Here is a 16,232-nt window from a genome sequence, read left to right on the forward strand (position 1 = left end):
AAAATAATCTAAAACTCCATTTCAGAAATTGATTCGGTTGTTGAAGTATAGTTTAGTTCTCAATAAAACATTCCCATGCAAAATAAATCTGTACTGGAAAAAACAGTTTTTTACATACTTTTTTTTCTTCCTCTCCTTATTTTCTTTATAATTTTCCAGCACTTTGCACTCAATGTTCCATTTGAAGATGACTTTGGAGTTCTGCGAAATATTTATGACATGGGAGTAAGTAATGATACAAAAGCCAAGTTTCAAACTTTTATTTCGCCCTCAAACGAACACCCCATTATTATCTCTAAGATATTTTTTGGGCTAAATATTTGGCTTTTTAAAAGTATCAATTTCAAAGCTCTAATGCTAATAGGCAATGGCATATTTTTATCAAGTTTTATTGTATTTTTTCGTTTAGTTAAACAACAAAAACTTTCGTATTGGGTCTTATTGCCACTGCCATATATTTTACTCTCGGCCTCAACATTTGAGAGTGGATTGTGGGCCATTTGTGCTTTTCAATACAACGCAATATGTGGGCTTTTCATTTGGTCGATTTATTTGCTCTTCTCCGAAAAAACAAGTACTGCAAAATTCTACGGAGGCTTATTCCTATTAGCATGTACGATGGTTTGTAATGGCAATGGATTGTTGGCGTTTTTGGTGGCGGGTTTAGGGTTGGCATATCAAAAACGTTGGAAAGAGTTGGCAATAATCATTGCTGCATTACTCTTTATAAAGTTTGGTTTGCTTTCTAACAAATATTACAAAACTCCAAACCCAATTCTTACTGCCATTTCAAGTTTTTGTGTACTGGTAGGAGGTTCGTTCAAAACCGACTCGCTCAATGGTATTATTAAAATTTTTGGAGGAATAATAATTATATTCATTTCACTGGCATCTCTTAATTATTTAATTAGACGTAAACAAAATATTTTTGAGTTAAACGTCTTGTTATTAGGGCTTTTTTCTTTGGGTTCACTGTTAGGAATTTCGCTTTTTAGAGCAATCGAGACCTCGACTTTTCCTGATAGATACAGACTTTATCCACAATTTTTGTTGATATGTGTTTATTTACTTCTAATTATTTACTCTAAACAAAAAACCAAAATTCTCGTAATAGCAGCAAGCTTAAGTAGTGTCCTTTATTTCGTTCATACTTTTTATGTCACTTATCCAAATATTCTGAATGGTTATCAAAAAAGACACCTTTTAAGCGTTAATTGGAAAAGCAATGGTTCTGCACTTAATGGCGGTTATTATCGTTTATACTTTGATGAGACTTTGGGTTTCTATGAAAAAAACAAAACCTATTTATGCGAAAAACCTATTTTTGATATAAAAACGGCAAAATTTGCAGAAAAACAGATTGAAGTATCAGTAGAAAATCTAAAAGATGGCAATCTAATTAGAATTAAAAACCTTGATTGTAGCCAAATAAATAGCAGTAATGGATATTATCTGGCTTTAGAAAACGATAAACATCAATTTTACTTTTTACCTGTATTTCATATTCGTAATTCGATTGGAAATGCCCTTCGAGGAAAAGGCATGTTTATTAATGAAATATCTGCACCTGCTATGTACGCCGAAATTCCAGCTGATACATATAAGATTGGGATTGTATCTAACATTTCGTTGAACACGCTGTTATATCAATCAAATAGCAGTATTACTACCCAAAAAGTAGGCTATAACCAGTAATTTAGGCACATATTTGCCAAAAACTTTTTGATTATTGAAAAGACAATCAAATTAATCGACCCAAAAACTTATGCGACGCTCTTCATTACTGTCTTTTTTGTGTTTGGTGCTATTATCAGTAACTCAAACACCAATAATCGCTCAGAAATACGTCTGTCATGGCATAGGAAACTTGAGCGATGATATAAATCACGGCATACCAGTAATGAATAAAATGGTAGCCAACGGTTGCAATTCGGTTATGCTTACAGTTTGGTGGGAAAGAGTATATCCTCAACCCAACTCAAAGCCGAATTGGGCTCAACTCGATAATCAGATAAACCATGCTATCAATAATTTAGGAGTAAAAGTTGCGATTAGAATCCACCTCGGACGGCACATTGCCTCAATAAAGGGTTTCTGGACAACTGAAGATGCAGTAACTGACTTTAGAGGTAAACCTCTTACTAATTACTATGACAATAACCATTTTAGTTTTGCTCATCAACCATCAATCGAAAGAGCCAAAGATTTTGTAAGGGAGGTTGCTGAACGGTATAAAAATCTGCAAAAAAATGGCAAAATGGTTTACATATCAGTTGTCAATACCCCTCAACACGAATTAGGTTTTACTTATCAAAATCAACAATGGCCAGAAAAGGAGTATATAGCTATTTTTGACCACTCAAAATGGTCTATGATAAAATTTAGAGATTGGGCTAAAGAAAAATATACGACAATTCGTACGCTCAATAGCTATTGGGGTACCGCCTACAAAAGTTTCTCAGAAGTTGAGCCTTATATAAACTGGTGGAACGTTCAAGACTCTTTTAGAGGCCAACGAGGAAAAGATTGGTATTTGTTTCGGCATTTAATGATTAGAGATTACTACGAACAAATCATAGCAACCATCAAGGAAGTTGAGCCTACCTATAAGGTAGCGGCCGAATACGGAGGAATTGCTGATAATCTAACTCTACAAAGGGGTACATTTGCTTTCAAAGATTTAAGTAGAAAAGCTGACTTCTTCAAAATTGTGAATGATGGTTTTCAGCGAGACTTAGGGTATAATAATCTATCTCCGAATCAAAAATTTTATGCAGAAGCTGCATTTTTCGACTTAGCTACTTCTGATGACTTGGTTAATTACGTCAAAAAAAATGTTGAGTACGGCTGTGAGTTAATGCTTTTATTGGTTGAATATGACAATGGAACCGATTTTGAGAAGATTCTACCCGCTGTAAAGGAAGCTGTACGCACACTTTATAATCCAAGCCCCGCAATTTCGTTTAAAGATTCGGTTACATACCGTGTTTCGCAGTTGATAGATAATCGTGAATTTGTATTCAATGATTGGAAAAGTAAATCAACCAATGGTGCTTATAAAATAAAAATCAAACTCGATGAAGATATTCTGAACGACAATAAGAAAATCGAAAATCCATTACCTGATATTGTTGATAATACACCACCAATAGTAACACCGCCACCACCACCAGTTACAACAATACCTAATCAGCTTCCTATTGTTACGCTAAAAGACTATACCAAAGAAATCGTAGTAAACCAAAACTTTCAGTTCCGATTGCCCGAAAACCTATTTTTCGATAATGATGGATTCATTTCATTTATCGAAATATTAGAATCGCCAACATGGATTGGTTTCAACCGATTTGAGGTAAATTTTCAAGGTAAGGCCCCTCATTTGGGCAAATACTCAATAAAAGTAAGAGTATATGACAACAACGGAGGTAGCATTGAATCTTATATTTATTTAGACATTATTCAGCCCATAGTTGATTTAGAATTAATAAAAGGCGACTACTTTGATGTTCCGATTGAGCCTTATGGGTATATTACAAATAATAGAATTTTATATCTGGACGCTCTCCCAGAAAAGCTAAATATAATCGCTCGATGTAATTTAGATTCTGTCAATTTTGTATTTGACATTACCGGCCCTTACCGATTTAAAGGAAGCTCAGATAAACTTCCATACAATGTTTTCGGAGAAGGGCGTGGAGCAAAATTTCCGGTTGGAAATTATACTTTAAGTGCGAAAGCATATAAGCGAGACTCGGTAGTGACTTCAAAAACAGTCACGTTTTCGGTAAAAGCATCACTCAATAATGCGAGCAACAATATAATTAACGAGTGGGTAAATTATCCGAATCCATTTGGAAAAATCTGTAATGTAAAAATTCCAGAAACCGAAGATGCCGAAAAACTTACTTTTGCGTATTATACCGTAAACGGCAAGAAACAAAACATCAAAAAAGAATATATTAATATTGTAGAGAAAACCGCCTATATCGACTTGGGACATTTCAATATCCCGTCGGGTAATTATATTTTAGAAGTAAGTAGAGATTCGGTTGTAATCAAAACCATCAGAATCACGAAAATAGATTAATTTACTTAAAAATCAGGTCTTTTACAAAATAGAAGAACAAAGTCTGAGCAATTGCCCAAGCAACTGCACTGATGAGCATTTGTATTAGAATTTCCTTTTTATCGTAGCGAAATGCTATGCTTAAAGCGGCTCCAACGGGTGGTGTAAATAAAATTGGTGTAAGAAAAGCAATGCCTATTAGTCCAAACTTACGCCTAATTTTTACGCCAAAGCGAGTCATTTTTGTAAACTTTTTTGGCTTATCTTTACGAAATATTTTTCTGATAAAATCACCAGAAAAAACTATCAATGAAACCGTAAGCATCATTCCCACAACCGAGCAGATAGCTGTCTCAATCCAAGATAATTTGATGGCCAAACCAGTTAGTGGCCCACCCGCAAACTTCAACATACTCACAGCAATTACTGACAAATACTTTGCAAAATTCATAATTGAATATCTTTTGTTGTGTAATTCTCTTTTTTGAAACAGTGAAATTTTTTACAAAACTTAATTATAACCAAATATAACATAAAGCTTGCTAAAGCCCTCGATTGAATAGTACGAACGGCGAAATGTGAGCATAAACTTTAAACAAAAAAACATGAAACTACCTTTACTAACTATTTTTCTACTACTGCTGTTTTTCAATACTAACGCTCAAGACGCACCTTCTGATACACTTCAACCCATAAAGCCTGATACAAATATGCCAGCTGATTCGACCTCGGAGGAAGAAGAAGAGGGCGATGAAGAAGGGGAAGAAGAAGAGGAAAAAGATGATACTCCAGCCAAATTTCGCTACCGAATTGCCACTGATGGCACTTATACTTCTGGTAACGTCAACCGAGCCTTGATTCAGTTTTCATCAGCTTTAGATTTCAATAATAGCAAAATTATTAAATTTTCGAGTAGTCCGTCATATATTTACGGGCAGCAAAATAAAGTTTTAGCCGAAAAAGAGCTTTTTGTTGACCTCCGAACGAGTATTTTGCACGAGCGAAAGTTTTATTATTTGGCTTTTACATCCTACGAAAAAAGTAATTTACGAAAAATAAATGACCGTTTTATTGGAGCAGCTGGGGTTGGACTAAAATTGGTTCAAAAGACCCATGCTTATATCTCGGTAACGAATGTATTGCTCTACGAGAAAACCGATTTCGTAATTAACGAAAAATTTCCCGACCGTAATCTTTGGCGAAACTCAACTCGCCTTTTTGGTGAATATACCTTCAAAGATAGCAAAGCCAGCATATCTCATACATTGTTTATTCAACCGAGTATTACCGAGAAGAACTTCCGATGGAATGGTAATTTAATTCTAAAATACCAATTATCGAAACACATTAGTTTCCGTAGCACGGTCGAAAATTCTTATGAAAGTATTGTTGTTCCAGGCCGACAAAATAACGATTTCCGTTGGACATTCGGGATAGCTTACGAAGGTAAGAAATAAAGTAAAAGGGCTAATTTTATTATGAAATTAGCCCTTTTTTATCATTTAAGTAAGATACCTATAATTTATAAATAGACCAATAATTGATTATAAACTAATTGCAGTACAATGGACTATTTATAAAAAATCTGCAACCAAATCGAGCGAGATAGTCGATACATAAGTGGAGCTACCAAAACCGTAAATAGTAGGTATCCACCGATAAAGATTTTCCAATCGACACGTGTTTCAAAATATAGATAATACGCTACCAAAGCTATCACAAAAAAAGCGATATTAAACGCATAACTCACATACATCGCTCCGTAGAAAAAGCCCATTTCTTTTTCATACCTAATTCCACATTTCGGGCAATGCTCATACATAACGGTCATTTTTCCAAACTCGTAAGGATTTTTAGATACAAACATATCACCTTCGTGGCAATTTGGACATTTCATTTTAACGGCTGCTTCTAAACTATTCATTTATTTGGCTCAAAAAGAGGCTTTAAAGTAGGTAAAAAATATATTTTGATAAGAAGATTAATGCAAAAGCAATTCTTTAATGATTACCCAGCACCCAACTATCAACACAAACCACCCAAAAGCAGGTTTTAGTTGGTCGCCATCTATCTTTTTTGATAAATAACTACCCATCAGAATCCCTGCGATGGTCAGTATTGCAAATTTCGTCAAAAAATACCAGTCGAGAGCTATTCCTGCCGAAAAATCACCGATTGCTCCAAATGCCGAATTAATTGTAATAATGAGAAGCGATGTCCCGACGGCCTTTTTCATGGGTAATTTTGCAAAAACCACCATTGCCGGAATAATCATAAAACCCCCGCCTGCTCCCACAAAGCCCGTCAGAATTCCAACCAAAATTCCTTCCAGAAAAATCATCCAGTAGCTGACCTTATGCCCAATTTGCTCGCTTGGCTTTTTGTTACTCCTAATCATCGAATACGATGCTCCAATCATTAATACTGCAAAAATGAGCATCACCATCAGATTCTTTGACACCGTAAAATCCGCTGATTGATAAACCACTTCTGGAATGTGCGGCATCACGAATTTTCGCATCAAAAACACCATAATAAAGGCAGGAAACGAAAAGAAAAGGCCTTTTTGTAAATCAACCAAGTCTTTCCGAAAATAATCAATCGAACCAACCAAAGACGTAACTCCAACAATAAAAAGCGAATAGGTAGTGGCCATTGTGGGTGAAACACCAAGAATATACACCAAAACCGTAATTGTCAGTATCGAACCACCCGCCCCTACCAAGCCCAGCGTTATGCCAATAATAAAAGCCAATATAAACCCTATAATTTCCATAGATTTTAATCAATTTTATTCTGTGTAGAATATTGCAATTTATAGAAATTAAATCCCAATACGTAAATTTTATTGTATTTTTCTAATATACTTACTTGATAGAAAAAGTAAGTTTTTGAAATGATTCTCGAAAAAAATAATCAAAAATTATGAATCTGATAAATGATGATTAAATTTGCTAAAAACCTATCCATCAGATACTATGTTTAAAAAAATTACACTTCTCCTAAGCTTAAGTTCATCTATTGTACTTGCTCAAATCGAGAAAGCACCTAATCGTGCTGAGGGCGAATATGCCAATCGTACCATTATCAGGGGCGTGACCCTCATCAACAGTACTGGGGCTCCGCCAGTTGGGCCAGTAGATATTGTTATCGAAAAAAACAGAATTGCACAAATCAAGCAAGTGGGCTACCCTGGGGTGCCGATTGAGCCGAAAAGTCGCCCAAAACTCAACGAAGGCGATAAAGAGCTTGATTGTACGGGAATGTACCTCATGCCGGGGTTTGTGGATATGCACGGCCACATTGGTGGAAAGCAACAAGGAACGCCAGCCGAATACGTTTTCAAACTTTGGCTCGGTCACGGAATCACGACCATTCGTGACCCCTCAGCGGGAAATGGTTTAGAATGGACGCTCGACCAAAAACGTAGAAGTGAGAAAAACGAGATTACGGCTCCACGTATCAAAGCTTACACTGCCTTTGGTATGGGAAGCGACAAACCTATCACGACACCCGAAGAGGCTCGCCAATGGGTGCGAGACAATGCCGCCAAAGGAGCAGACGGTATCAAGTTTTTTGGGGCGGAACCTGCGGTTTTCAGAGCAGCTCTCGAAGAAAACAAAAAAATCGGACTTCGTTCGGCTTGTCACCATGCTCAGTTGGAAGTGGCTCGAATGAATGTACTGGCTACCGCAAAAGCAGGTTTAACATCAATGGAACACTGGTACGGCCTACCAGAAGCACTTTTTGATGAACGTACTTTGCAGAATTACCCTGCCGACTATAATTACAACAACGAACAAAATCGTTTTGAAGAAGCAGGAAAACTTTGGAAGCAATCTGCCGAACCAGGTTCAGCCAAATGGAATCAAGTAATGGACGAACTCCTAAAGCTTGATTTTACACTCGACCCAACCTTCAATATCTACGAAGCCAATCGTGAATTGATGCTTGCACGCAGAGCCGAGTGGCACGACGAATATACGCTTCCAGCCGTTTGGCGTTTTTATGGTCCAAGTCGTATTTCGCACGGTTCATATTGGTTAAATTGGGGAACAGAGCAAGAAGTAGCTTGGAAAGAAAACTATCGCATTTGGATGCGTTTCGTGAACGAATATAAAAACAAAGGGGGCCGTGTGACAACTGGTTCGGACTCTGGTTTTATCTATCAGCTTTACGGTTTTGCATACATTCGTGAACTTGAATTATTACGTGAAGCGGGTTTCCACCCACTTGAAGTGATTCGTGCGGCTACCATCAAAGGTGCAGAGGCACTCGGAATGGCCGACCAAATTGGTTCCGTTGAAGTTGGAAAATTGGCTGATTTTGTAATTACTGAAGAGAATCCTTTAGCAAACCTTAAAACCTTATATGGTACTGGAGCTATCAAAGTAAATGATAAAAACGAAGTTACGAGAGTTGGAGGCGTAAAATACACAGTAAAAGATGGTGTAATTTATGATGCAAAGAAACTTTTGGCCGATGTGCGTAAGATGGTAGCAGATGCTAAAACGAAAGAGAACTTTGAGATTACTCAACCAGGTATTCCGCAAAAAGGGGCTTCTAAAGTGCAGGGTGCTGAGAAGAATTAATACATTTTCAAAGTAAATCAAGGAAGGCTTCGCTGGGCGACACTCGCTCAAATCGAAGCCTTCCTTTTTTCTGAACAAACTACTACCTTCCGATAAGATTTAAGCTATAATTAGGATTTTGTAATTTTTTTCATATAAATTCACAATCGAATCTAATACTATTTATAACTATTCTGTTGCTGAAAATGAAAAAAACTCTACTCCTAAAAGTCATTTTGGGGCTGTTAACCCTATGCTATTTCGACACTAACGCCCAAAGACTAAAGTACCACCGCATCGAGGCTGAATTAGAGCCTGCTAAACTCGAATATCTACTCAACAATGGTCTCGAAATCGACCACTATGGTTATGAGGATAAACTTCACTTTACGGCCGAGGTTTCCGACCATGACATTGCACTATTCCGCAAAAACAAAATTGAGTTTAAGTATCTGATAAAAGATTTAGAGAAAAGTTATCAGAAAATCAATGCTGAAATTGACCGAAAAAACGCCAAAGCCAAAGTCGATGTGGCTACTCCGAGCAATTTCACTTTGGGTTCGTATGCGGGTTTCTACACATTGCAAGAAATGACCAACATCCTCGACCAAATGCGAGCTTTGTACCCAAATTTGATTTCGGTCAAAAGTAGCATTGGAAATTCGGTTGAAGGCCGACCGATGTACATGGTCAAAATAAGCGATAACCCAGACCAAGACGAAAACGAGCCAGAAATATGCTTAAACGCCGTTCACCACGCCCGTGAACCTATGAGTTTGAGTCAGTTGATTTTCTTGATGTGGCATTTGCTTGAAAATTATAATACCGACAAAGAAATCAAAACACTTCTGAACAGTTCGGAGATTTACATCATCCCGTGCGTAAACCCTGACGGATACGTTTATAATTATACTACTAATCCTAACGGTGGTGGAATGTGGAGAAAGAATAGAAAAAATAACGGAAACGGAACTTACGGTGTCGATTTGAATCGTAATTATGGCTATAAATGGGGCTTAGATAACGTTGGTTCTTCGGGTACTACAAGTTCGGAGACTTACAGAGGTACGGCTGGTTTTTCGGAAATAGAAACTACTAATATGAGAAATTTCTATAACCAACGAAGCATCGTTTCTACTTTTAGTTTTCACTCTTATGGTAATTATTGTATTCACCCCAACGAATGGGAGAAAACCAATACAAACCCCGAAAAAGCACTTTTCCAGCAAATGGGGGCATATTTTACGGCAGAGAATGGTTTTAAATATGGTAATGTTTGGGAAACCCTTGCTTATTTATCCAATGGTGGAGCGGGCGACTGGCTTTACCACGAACAAACAACTAAAGGGAAAATATATGGTTTTACGCCAGAAATTGGCACTTCAACTGATGGTTTTTGGCCAGCATCATCACGTATTTTGCCTTTGTGTAATGCAACTATCGAAATGAATAAAAAACTTTTGAGAGTTTCGACCTACTATGCAAAAGCTACTCCAAGCACTACGTCATTCAGTTCTCTGACAGCTTCGGTTGGCTATCAATTTCAGAATTTTAGTGTAAAACCCGCTACCTATACAGTTTCGTTGGCACCAGTTTCGCCACAAATTACTTCGGTTGGTTCGCCTAAAACTTACTCAAATCTAACGATGCTACAAACCCAAGCCGATGGTATTGGTTTTACAATAGACTCAAGCACAGCTTTGGGTTCAACTTTGAAATTTTTACTAACTGTTGATAATGGGCTTTCGGCACAAACTGACACCGTTTCTTTGATTTATGATTGTGGAGTACCTACTAATCTAATAAGTAGTAATATCAGTTCTACTTCCGCTACCTTAGCATGGACTGGAATTAGTAACGTAAATAACTACTTTGTTTCGTACAAAACTACGTCGGCCACAACTTGGGGTGCTGAAATTCCTGTGACGGGTACAACACTCAATGTTTCAGGTTTAGCAGGTTTTACAGATTATAATTGGCGAGTACGTTCGTCATGTGGTGGGTTTAGTGCGACAGGCAGTTTCAAAACTCAATGCGGTACGCCGACTTCACTCACAACAAGTGCTTTGAGTAGTACAGGAGCAACGCTTGCTTGGGGAGCTGTTTCTTCGGCTACTTCTTATGATATTCAGTATCGCCCCGTGGGTAGCACAACTTGGACAAGTGCAACGGCTACAACGGGTAGTTTGGCTATCACTGGTTTAGGAGCTTTTGCCGCACACGAATTTCAAGTAAGAGCCACTTGCAGCACTTCTACTGGAGTATATTCACCATCGGCTAATTTCTCTACGTATTGCCCTGGAGCGACTGCTCCATCAGCTACTTGTACGCCTGCCAAATGCTTCAACGAAACAGGTGGTTTAGTTTCTGTAGAAGCAGAGAACTTCAATACAAAAGTAACTGGCACAGGTTCAGCCGCCAGCCGAACTTGGACAACTTTGAGCGTAAGCACCGCCTCAGGTGGAATTTGCATGACAACCTCGGGCACGGGAGTAAGCACTGGAACTGCCCTCAATGGCCCACGTATGGATTACCCGATTTATTTCAACACCTCAGGCACTTATTATATTTGGGTAAGAATGGCCGCAGGAACACAAACAACCAACGATGACTCTTTCCATGTAGGCGTAGATGGAGTTGGTCGTACAAACACAATGACGACTACTGGAAATTATAACAATGGTAGCACAAGTTGGACATGGGTTGGCTCGATAAATTCGGTTAGAATTTCAGTAAATATTCCGACAACTGGCTATCATACACTTAATGTTTGGATGCGTGAAGACGGAACTCGAATTGATAAAATCATCATGAGCAATTCTGCGACTTTCACACCTACTGGAACAGGTAATGCACAAAGTGCTTCGTGTAATACGCCTGTTGTAGCCCAAGCACGTGCCACCAACGAAGCAACAGGAGAAGTAAAATTCAGCGAAGAATTAACAGAAGAAATAAACGCAACGGCTTATCCAAATCCGTTTACTAATGAGTTGATTATTGATTTGAAAAAATCAAAAACAACAGGAATGAATCTTAGATTATTGGATATGAATGGCCGTGAACTTCATCAACAAACTTTAACCGAATCTGAAAGAGAAGTAATTCTGAATCCTGCGAATCTTCCAGCGGGCAATTATCTGATTGATATGCGTCGTGGGAATAAGAAGAAGGTACTTCGGGTCAATAAAAACTAAGGGTTCGCCTAAAACAAGGAAGCCTTCGCTCAGAGCGAAGGCTTCCTTGTTTTTTTATCTTATTTTACAGTTCCCCTTTAGGAGCGGAGGCGGATGGACTACTTAAACCACCACTACACCCAAAGGAGCACTTACTGGCGTTTCTTTCTTTTCTTCTGGAAGAATAAAATTCAATGGATTGACAACTTTTTCTTGCAAAAGAGCAATTTCAAGTACTTCCTCCACATAATCTACATAGTGGAAAGTTAATCCTGTGGTGTATGCTTCACCTACTTCTTCAACATCTTTACGGTTTTTGTAACACATAATGATGTCTTTTATGCCCGCACGTTTAGCTGCCAAGATTTTCTCTTTGATTCCACCAACTGGCAAAACTTTTCCACGTAGTGTAATTTCACCTGTCATGGCCGTGTTTGGCTTAATTTTGCGTTGGGTAAACATCGAGGCCATAGAAGTAAGCATCGTGATACCCGCAGAAGGGCCATCTTTTGGCACTGCTCCTTGCGGAACGTGTACGTGAAGGTCGTAATGTTGGAAAATTCGATAATCAATTCCTAAACCATCAGCGTGAGATTTTAAGTAAGAAAGAGCCGTCATGGCTGATTCTTTCATTACATCGCCCAGTTGCCCCGAAAGTGTGAGTTGTCCACGTCCACGACTCAGACTTGATTCGATGAAAAGAATATCGCCACCAACCGAAGTCCACGCCAAGCCAGTTACTACCCCTGGTACATCGTTTCCTTCGTACAAATCTTTATCGAAAATTATTCCTCCGAGCATTTTTTCTACGTGTTCGGCTTTCACAGTTTTAGGATATTCTTCACCCATTGCTATAGACTTAGCGATTTTTCTGACCAAAGAACCAATCTGCTGCTCCAAACGTCGCACGCCCGACTCACGTGTATAACCTTCGATTACTTTCTGAATAGCTTTATCATCAACCTTTAAATCTTTTGGTTTGATTCCGTGTTGCTCCAATTGCTTCGGTACAAGATGTTTACGAGCAATTTCTATCTTTTCCTCAACTGTGTATCCCGAAATCTCGATAATTTCCATTCTATCTCTCAATGGCCCTTGAACTGTATCAAGCGAGTTAGCTGTTGCTATAAAAAGCACTTTCGAGAGGTCGTAATCTACTTCCAAATAATTATCTTTGAAAGCGTTATTTTGCTCAGGGTCAAGCACTTCGAGCAATGCCGACGAAGGGTCGCCTCGTTGGTCACGGTTTACTTTATCAATCTCATCAAGTACAAAAACAGGATTCGATGATTTAGCTTTTTGCAAATTCGTAATCAACTTACCCGGCATTGCACCGATATACGTTTTGCGGTGTCCACGAATCTCGGCTTCGTCGTGCAAGCCTCCGAGTGCCATTCTGACGTAGTTTCTACCCAAAGCTTTTGCTATTGATTTCCCCAAAGAAGTCTTACCAACTCCCGGAGGGCCATACAAACACAAAATCGGGGCTTTCATATCATTTCTGAGCTTCAAAACCGCCAAATATTCTATGATACGCTCTTTTACTTTTTCGAGGCCTGAGTGGTCAGAATCTAAGATTTTCTTGGCACGCTTGAGGTCAAAATTATCTTTCGTAAATTCGCCCCACGGCAATTCGACCATTGTTTCGGCATAATTCAACGAAACACCATATTCGGGCGACATCGAATTCATGCGTAGAATTTTATTCAATTCTTTATTGAAATGGTCATTCGCTTCTTTTGTCCATTTCTTTTTTGAGCCTTTTGCACGAAGTTTTTCTACTTCTTGGTCAGGCGATTCCATGCCCAATTCTTCCTGCAAAACCTTGATTTGTTGACGCAAATAATACTCTTTTTGTTGTTGGTCAATATCAATACTGGCTTTGCTCTGAATATCTCGCTTGATTTCCAACACTTGAATCTCTTTCATCATGTGTTCGAGTAGCTTGTGGGCTTGCTCGCCACCATCGAAAGTTTCGAGAAGCAATTGCTTTTCGCTAATTTCGATATTGAGGTTTGAAGAAAGAAAATGCGTAAGGAAACTTGGACTATCAATATTACTGATAGCCATTTGGGCATCACGTGGAATATCTGGATTGAGGTTCAAAATTTTATAAGAAGCCTCTTTCAAACTCTGAATCAACGCCTTTGTTTCTTTCTTGCGTACATTCGGGAAGTTCTCTGGAATATACGTTACTCTCGCCATCAAATGTGGGTCGGTTTGGGTATATTCCTGCACCTCAAAACGACGACGACCTTGAATAATAACGGTTACGTTACCATCAGGAAGCACAATCATTTTTAGGATATGAGCAATCGTTCCGACCTTAAATAAATCGTCGGGCATAGGTTCGTTTTGTGTGTGGCGAACCTGTGCTACCACCCCAACCGTACGGTCGGTGCGATAGGCTTTCTTCACCATTTTGATAAATTTCTGGCGAGTTACCGTTACGGGTATTACGATACCAGGAAACAATACGGTATTTCTTAAAGATAAAAGGGGCAAATCAGCCGGCAGATTATCTTCATTCTCCATTACTTCTTCAGGCGAAGCAATTTCAATCATTTCGACGTTTTCGACGTCTTGTCTTGCCATTACGAGCTTTGAGATAAGTTCTCTATTCATTCACCACTATATTTATAGACCGTCGATTTGAAACTGACTCTATCGAATTCGCTGGTTTGAGCAGTGGAGTCTTTATCATCTAATTTTAATAACGGGTTCGTTTCGTTTACAACCTTATTTCGTAGTTTTTTTATAAATCCTGATAATCAAGGCTTTAATAGAAGGCTTCAATTATCTGCCAGATTGTCAGAGTGAAAATACTAAACCTTTCTGACAATTAAAACATTTATGGGGAAATTTAATAGTTCAATACTCATGCCAAGGCCCTTTTGCATGGCAGTTTGGCAGGAAAGTGTTATCGGGAGGAGAAATTAAGACAGAAAGTAGAAGAAAACTTTTGAAGATTTAGCTTTGACAACTTTGCCAATTGTTATCAAAGCTAAAATAAACGATATTACTGAACCAAAACATTATTCACCTTCACATTTTTCAAAGTAAAGCCTTTTACGATGCTTTTATCAATCGCTGTTTTTTTAGCTTCAATGGTAAGGTTTTCAAATTTAAAATTAGATAATCGGTCGTTTTCGGTAATGGCTACGTCATAAAAAACATTGCATTTAAGGTCGATGTTTTTTAAAGTAATATTATCGGAATACGAAAGCGGAATATCTTTTCGACCTTGTAAATCAAAAAACTGTGTCCACGGTTTTACATAAATCAGGCTATTGGCTTGACCTTTGATATTTTCTACCGTAATGTATTCGTAAAGTTGAGGAGTATCTGGTCGCATTTTTAGCCATAAAACTCTCGTTGCTTCATTGACGTAGCAATTTCGCATCACTATATTTTTGTTGTGAATTGCCTCACTACCACAAGTTAAGGCAGAATGACAAAAACCAAATTCGCAATTTTCGATGACAATATTGGTGTTTTCGCCATTACTCGGAATCATGTCTGCCCACGGGCCTTTGCCACCTTTTAGGGCAATGGCATCATCGTTGACCGACATATAACAACCTTTGATGAGTACATTCGAGCAAATATCAAGGTCGATGGCATCAGTACTCGGTGCTTTTACGGGTTGATAAGGCGAAAGAAAATTGACATTCAAAATTTTCACGAAATTACATTGGTAATAATGACTCGTCCAAAAACCTGCATTGTGCAATTTTACGTCTTGAATCTGCACATTATTCGACTGCCAAATAAACACCAATCGTGGGCGTGAAACTTCAAGATTCGTACAATTCGGATTTTCTTTTCGTCGTTGCCAAAAGGCTTCCCAATAACGCAAACCATTGCCATCAATTTTGCCTTTTCCAGAAATCGTGAAGCCATCAACTCGGTAAGCATTCACCAAAGCCACAAAATAATCAAGGTTTTGCCCTTCCATGCGTGAGGGCATTTTTGGGTAATCGGTAATATTATCAGAGCCTTTCAAAACTGCACCTTCCGACACATAAAGATGTGTTTTAGGTTTGAAAAATAATGCTCCACTCAGAAACGTTCCTTTCGGAATTATCACCACTCCTCCCCCATTTTTGGCGGCTTCGTCAATCGTTTTTTGAATGGCGGCTGTTTGTAGTAAAGTGCTATCGTTTTTTGCACCGAAATTGGTTATAACATACTGTTTGCCGAGTTTACTAAGCGGAATTTTGGTCGAATCAGAAAACCATTTCGAAATTATGCTACCATCTGGGAAAATATTGTTGGCTTTTTTCTGAGCAAAAGAATACCCGACTAAAACGAACGTACTGATGAAAAGTATAAGGATTTTTCTCATTATGATTGTTAGGTCTATTATCGGGGTAAATATAAAATAATTCTCGACTTTTAGAATCCTGTACTCTCGGGAGT

At 38.3% G+C, this 16,232-nt stretch carries 10 protein-coding genes; 5 read left to right on the forward strand and 5 right to left on the reverse strand.

The genetic code is table 11. The features are described 5' to 3' along the window. The first annotated feature begins 75 nt into the window (after nt 1–75). Both IEX65_RS22855 and IEX65_RS22860 read left to right on the forward strand, forming a co-directional pair. A complete protein-coding gene (locus tag IEX65_RS22855; protein ID WP_188769721.1) occupies nt 76–1,695 on the forward strand; it encodes a hypothetical protein in 1,620 nt (539 codons plus the stop codon). 70 nt (nt 1,696–1,765) lie between these two features. Next, nucleotides 1,766–4,087: a beta-galactosidase gene (locus IEX65_RS22860; RefSeq protein ID WP_188769724.1), complete on the forward strand. Its 2,322-nt coding sequence runs from the start codon at nt 1,766–1,768 to the stop codon at nt 4,085–4,087. Nucleotide 4,088: 1 nt separating this feature from the next. On the opposite strand, the gene IEX65_RS22865 is transcribed toward IEX65_RS22860, so the two are convergent. Beyond that, nucleotides 4,089–4,517 (reverse strand): hypothetical protein, encoded by a 429-nt coding sequence (locus tag IEX65_RS22865; RefSeq protein ID WP_188769726.1) that lies wholly within the window; start codon nt 4,515–4,517, stop codon nt 4,089–4,091. A gap of 154 nt (nt 4,518–4,671) precedes the next feature. Here IEX65_RS22865 and IEX65_RS22870 point away from each other — a divergent pair, with 154 nt between their 5' ends. After that, nucleotides 4,672–5,523 (forward strand): DUF481 domain-containing protein, encoded by an 852-nt coding sequence (locus IEX65_RS22870; protein ID WP_188769728.1) that lies wholly within the window; start codon nt 4,672–4,674, stop codon nt 5,521–5,523. A gap of 113 nt (nt 5,524–5,636) precedes the next feature. On the opposite strand, the gene IEX65_RS22875 is transcribed toward IEX65_RS22870, so the two are convergent. Beyond that, on the reverse strand, nt 5,637–5,990 hold the full coding sequence (locus IEX65_RS22875; RefSeq protein ID WP_188769730.1) for a DUF983 domain-containing protein: 354 nt from the start codon (nt 5,988–5,990) through the stop codon (nt 5,637–5,639). A 57-nt stretch (nt 5,991–6,047) separates the two neighbouring features. After that, nucleotides 6,048–6,842, reverse strand: coding sequence for a sulfite exporter TauE/SafE family protein (locus IEX65_RS22880; RefSeq protein WP_188769732.1), 795 nt, complete (start codon nt 6,840–6,842; stop codon nt 6,048–6,050). 202 nt (nt 6,843–7,044) lie between these two features. On the opposite strand from IEX65_RS22880, the gene IEX65_RS22885 reads away from it, so the two are divergent. Then, nucleotides 7,045–8,658, forward strand: a complete 1,614-nt coding sequence (locus IEX65_RS22885; protein WP_188769734.1) for an amidohydrolase family protein — start codon at nt 7,045–7,047, stop codon at nt 8,656–8,658. A 185-nt stretch (nt 8,659–8,843) separates the two neighbouring features. Then, a complete protein-coding gene (locus tag IEX65_RS22890) occupies nt 8,844–11,831 on the forward strand; it encodes a M14 family zinc carboxypeptidase (protein ID WP_188769736.1) in 2,988 nt (995 codons plus the stop codon). Nucleotides 11,832–11,933: 102 nt separating this feature from the next. Here IEX65_RS22890 and lon read toward each other — a convergent pair whose 3' ends face one another. Together lon and IEX65_RS22900 are read right to left on the reverse strand one after the other, a co-directional pair. Then, nucleotides 11,934–14,405, reverse strand: coding sequence for an endopeptidase La (gene lon, locus IEX65_RS22895; RefSeq protein WP_374757862.1), 2,472 nt, complete (start codon nt 14,403–14,405; stop codon nt 11,934–11,936). A gap of 424 nt (nt 14,406–14,829) precedes the next feature. Then, a complete protein-coding gene (locus IEX65_RS22900) occupies nt 14,830–16,158 on the reverse strand; it encodes a rhamnogalacturonidase (protein ID WP_188769740.1) in 1,329 nt (442 codons plus the stop codon). Nucleotides 16,159–16,232 lie beyond the last annotated feature (74 nt).

This window comes from Emticicia aquatilis (assembly GCF_014644295.1).
In the GTDB taxonomy this organism is placed as follows: Bacteria; Bacteroidota; Bacteroidia; order Cytophagales; family Spirosomataceae; genus Emticicia; species Emticicia aquatilis.

Excerpts from the sequence above, each read along its gene's own strand:
- IEX65_RS22880 (WP_188769732.1), bottom strand. The coding sequence starts at position 6,842 with ATGGAAATTATAGGGTTTATATTGGCTTTTATTATTGGCATAACGCTG.
- IEX65_RS22875 (WP_188769730.1), bottom strand. The coding sequence starts at position 5,990 with ATGAATAGTTTAGAAGCAGCCGTTAAAATGAAATGTCCAAATTGCCAC.
- IEX65_RS22885 (WP_188769734.1), top strand. The coding sequence starts at position 7,045 with ATGTTTAAAAAAATTACACTTCTCCTAAGCTTAAGTTCATCTATTGTA.
- IEX65_RS22865 (WP_188769726.1), bottom strand. The coding sequence starts at position 4,517 with ATGAATTTTGCAAAGTATTTGTCAGTAATTGCTGTGAGTATGTTGAAG.
- IEX65_RS22855 (WP_188769721.1), top strand. The coding sequence starts at position 76 with ATGCAAAATAAATCTGTACTGGAAAAAACAGTTTTTTACATACTTTTT.
- IEX65_RS22860 (WP_188769724.1), top strand. The coding sequence starts at position 1,766 with ATGCGACGCTCTTCATTACTGTCTTTTTTGTGTTTGGTGCTATTATCA.
- IEX65_RS22890 (WP_188769736.1), top strand. The coding sequence starts at position 8,844 with ATGAAAAAAACTCTACTCCTAAAAGTCATTTTGGGGCTGTTAACCCTA.
- IEX65_RS22900 (WP_188769740.1), bottom strand. The coding sequence starts at position 16,158 with ATGAGAAAAATCCTTATACTTTTCATCAGTACGTTCGTTTTAGTCGGG.
- lon (WP_374757862.1), bottom strand. The coding sequence starts at position 14,405 with ATGGCAAGACAAGACGTCGAAAACGTCGAAATGATTGAAATTGCTTCG.
- IEX65_RS22870 (WP_188769728.1), top strand. The coding sequence starts at position 4,672 with ATGAAACTACCTTTACTAACTATTTTTCTACTACTGCTGTTTTTCAAT.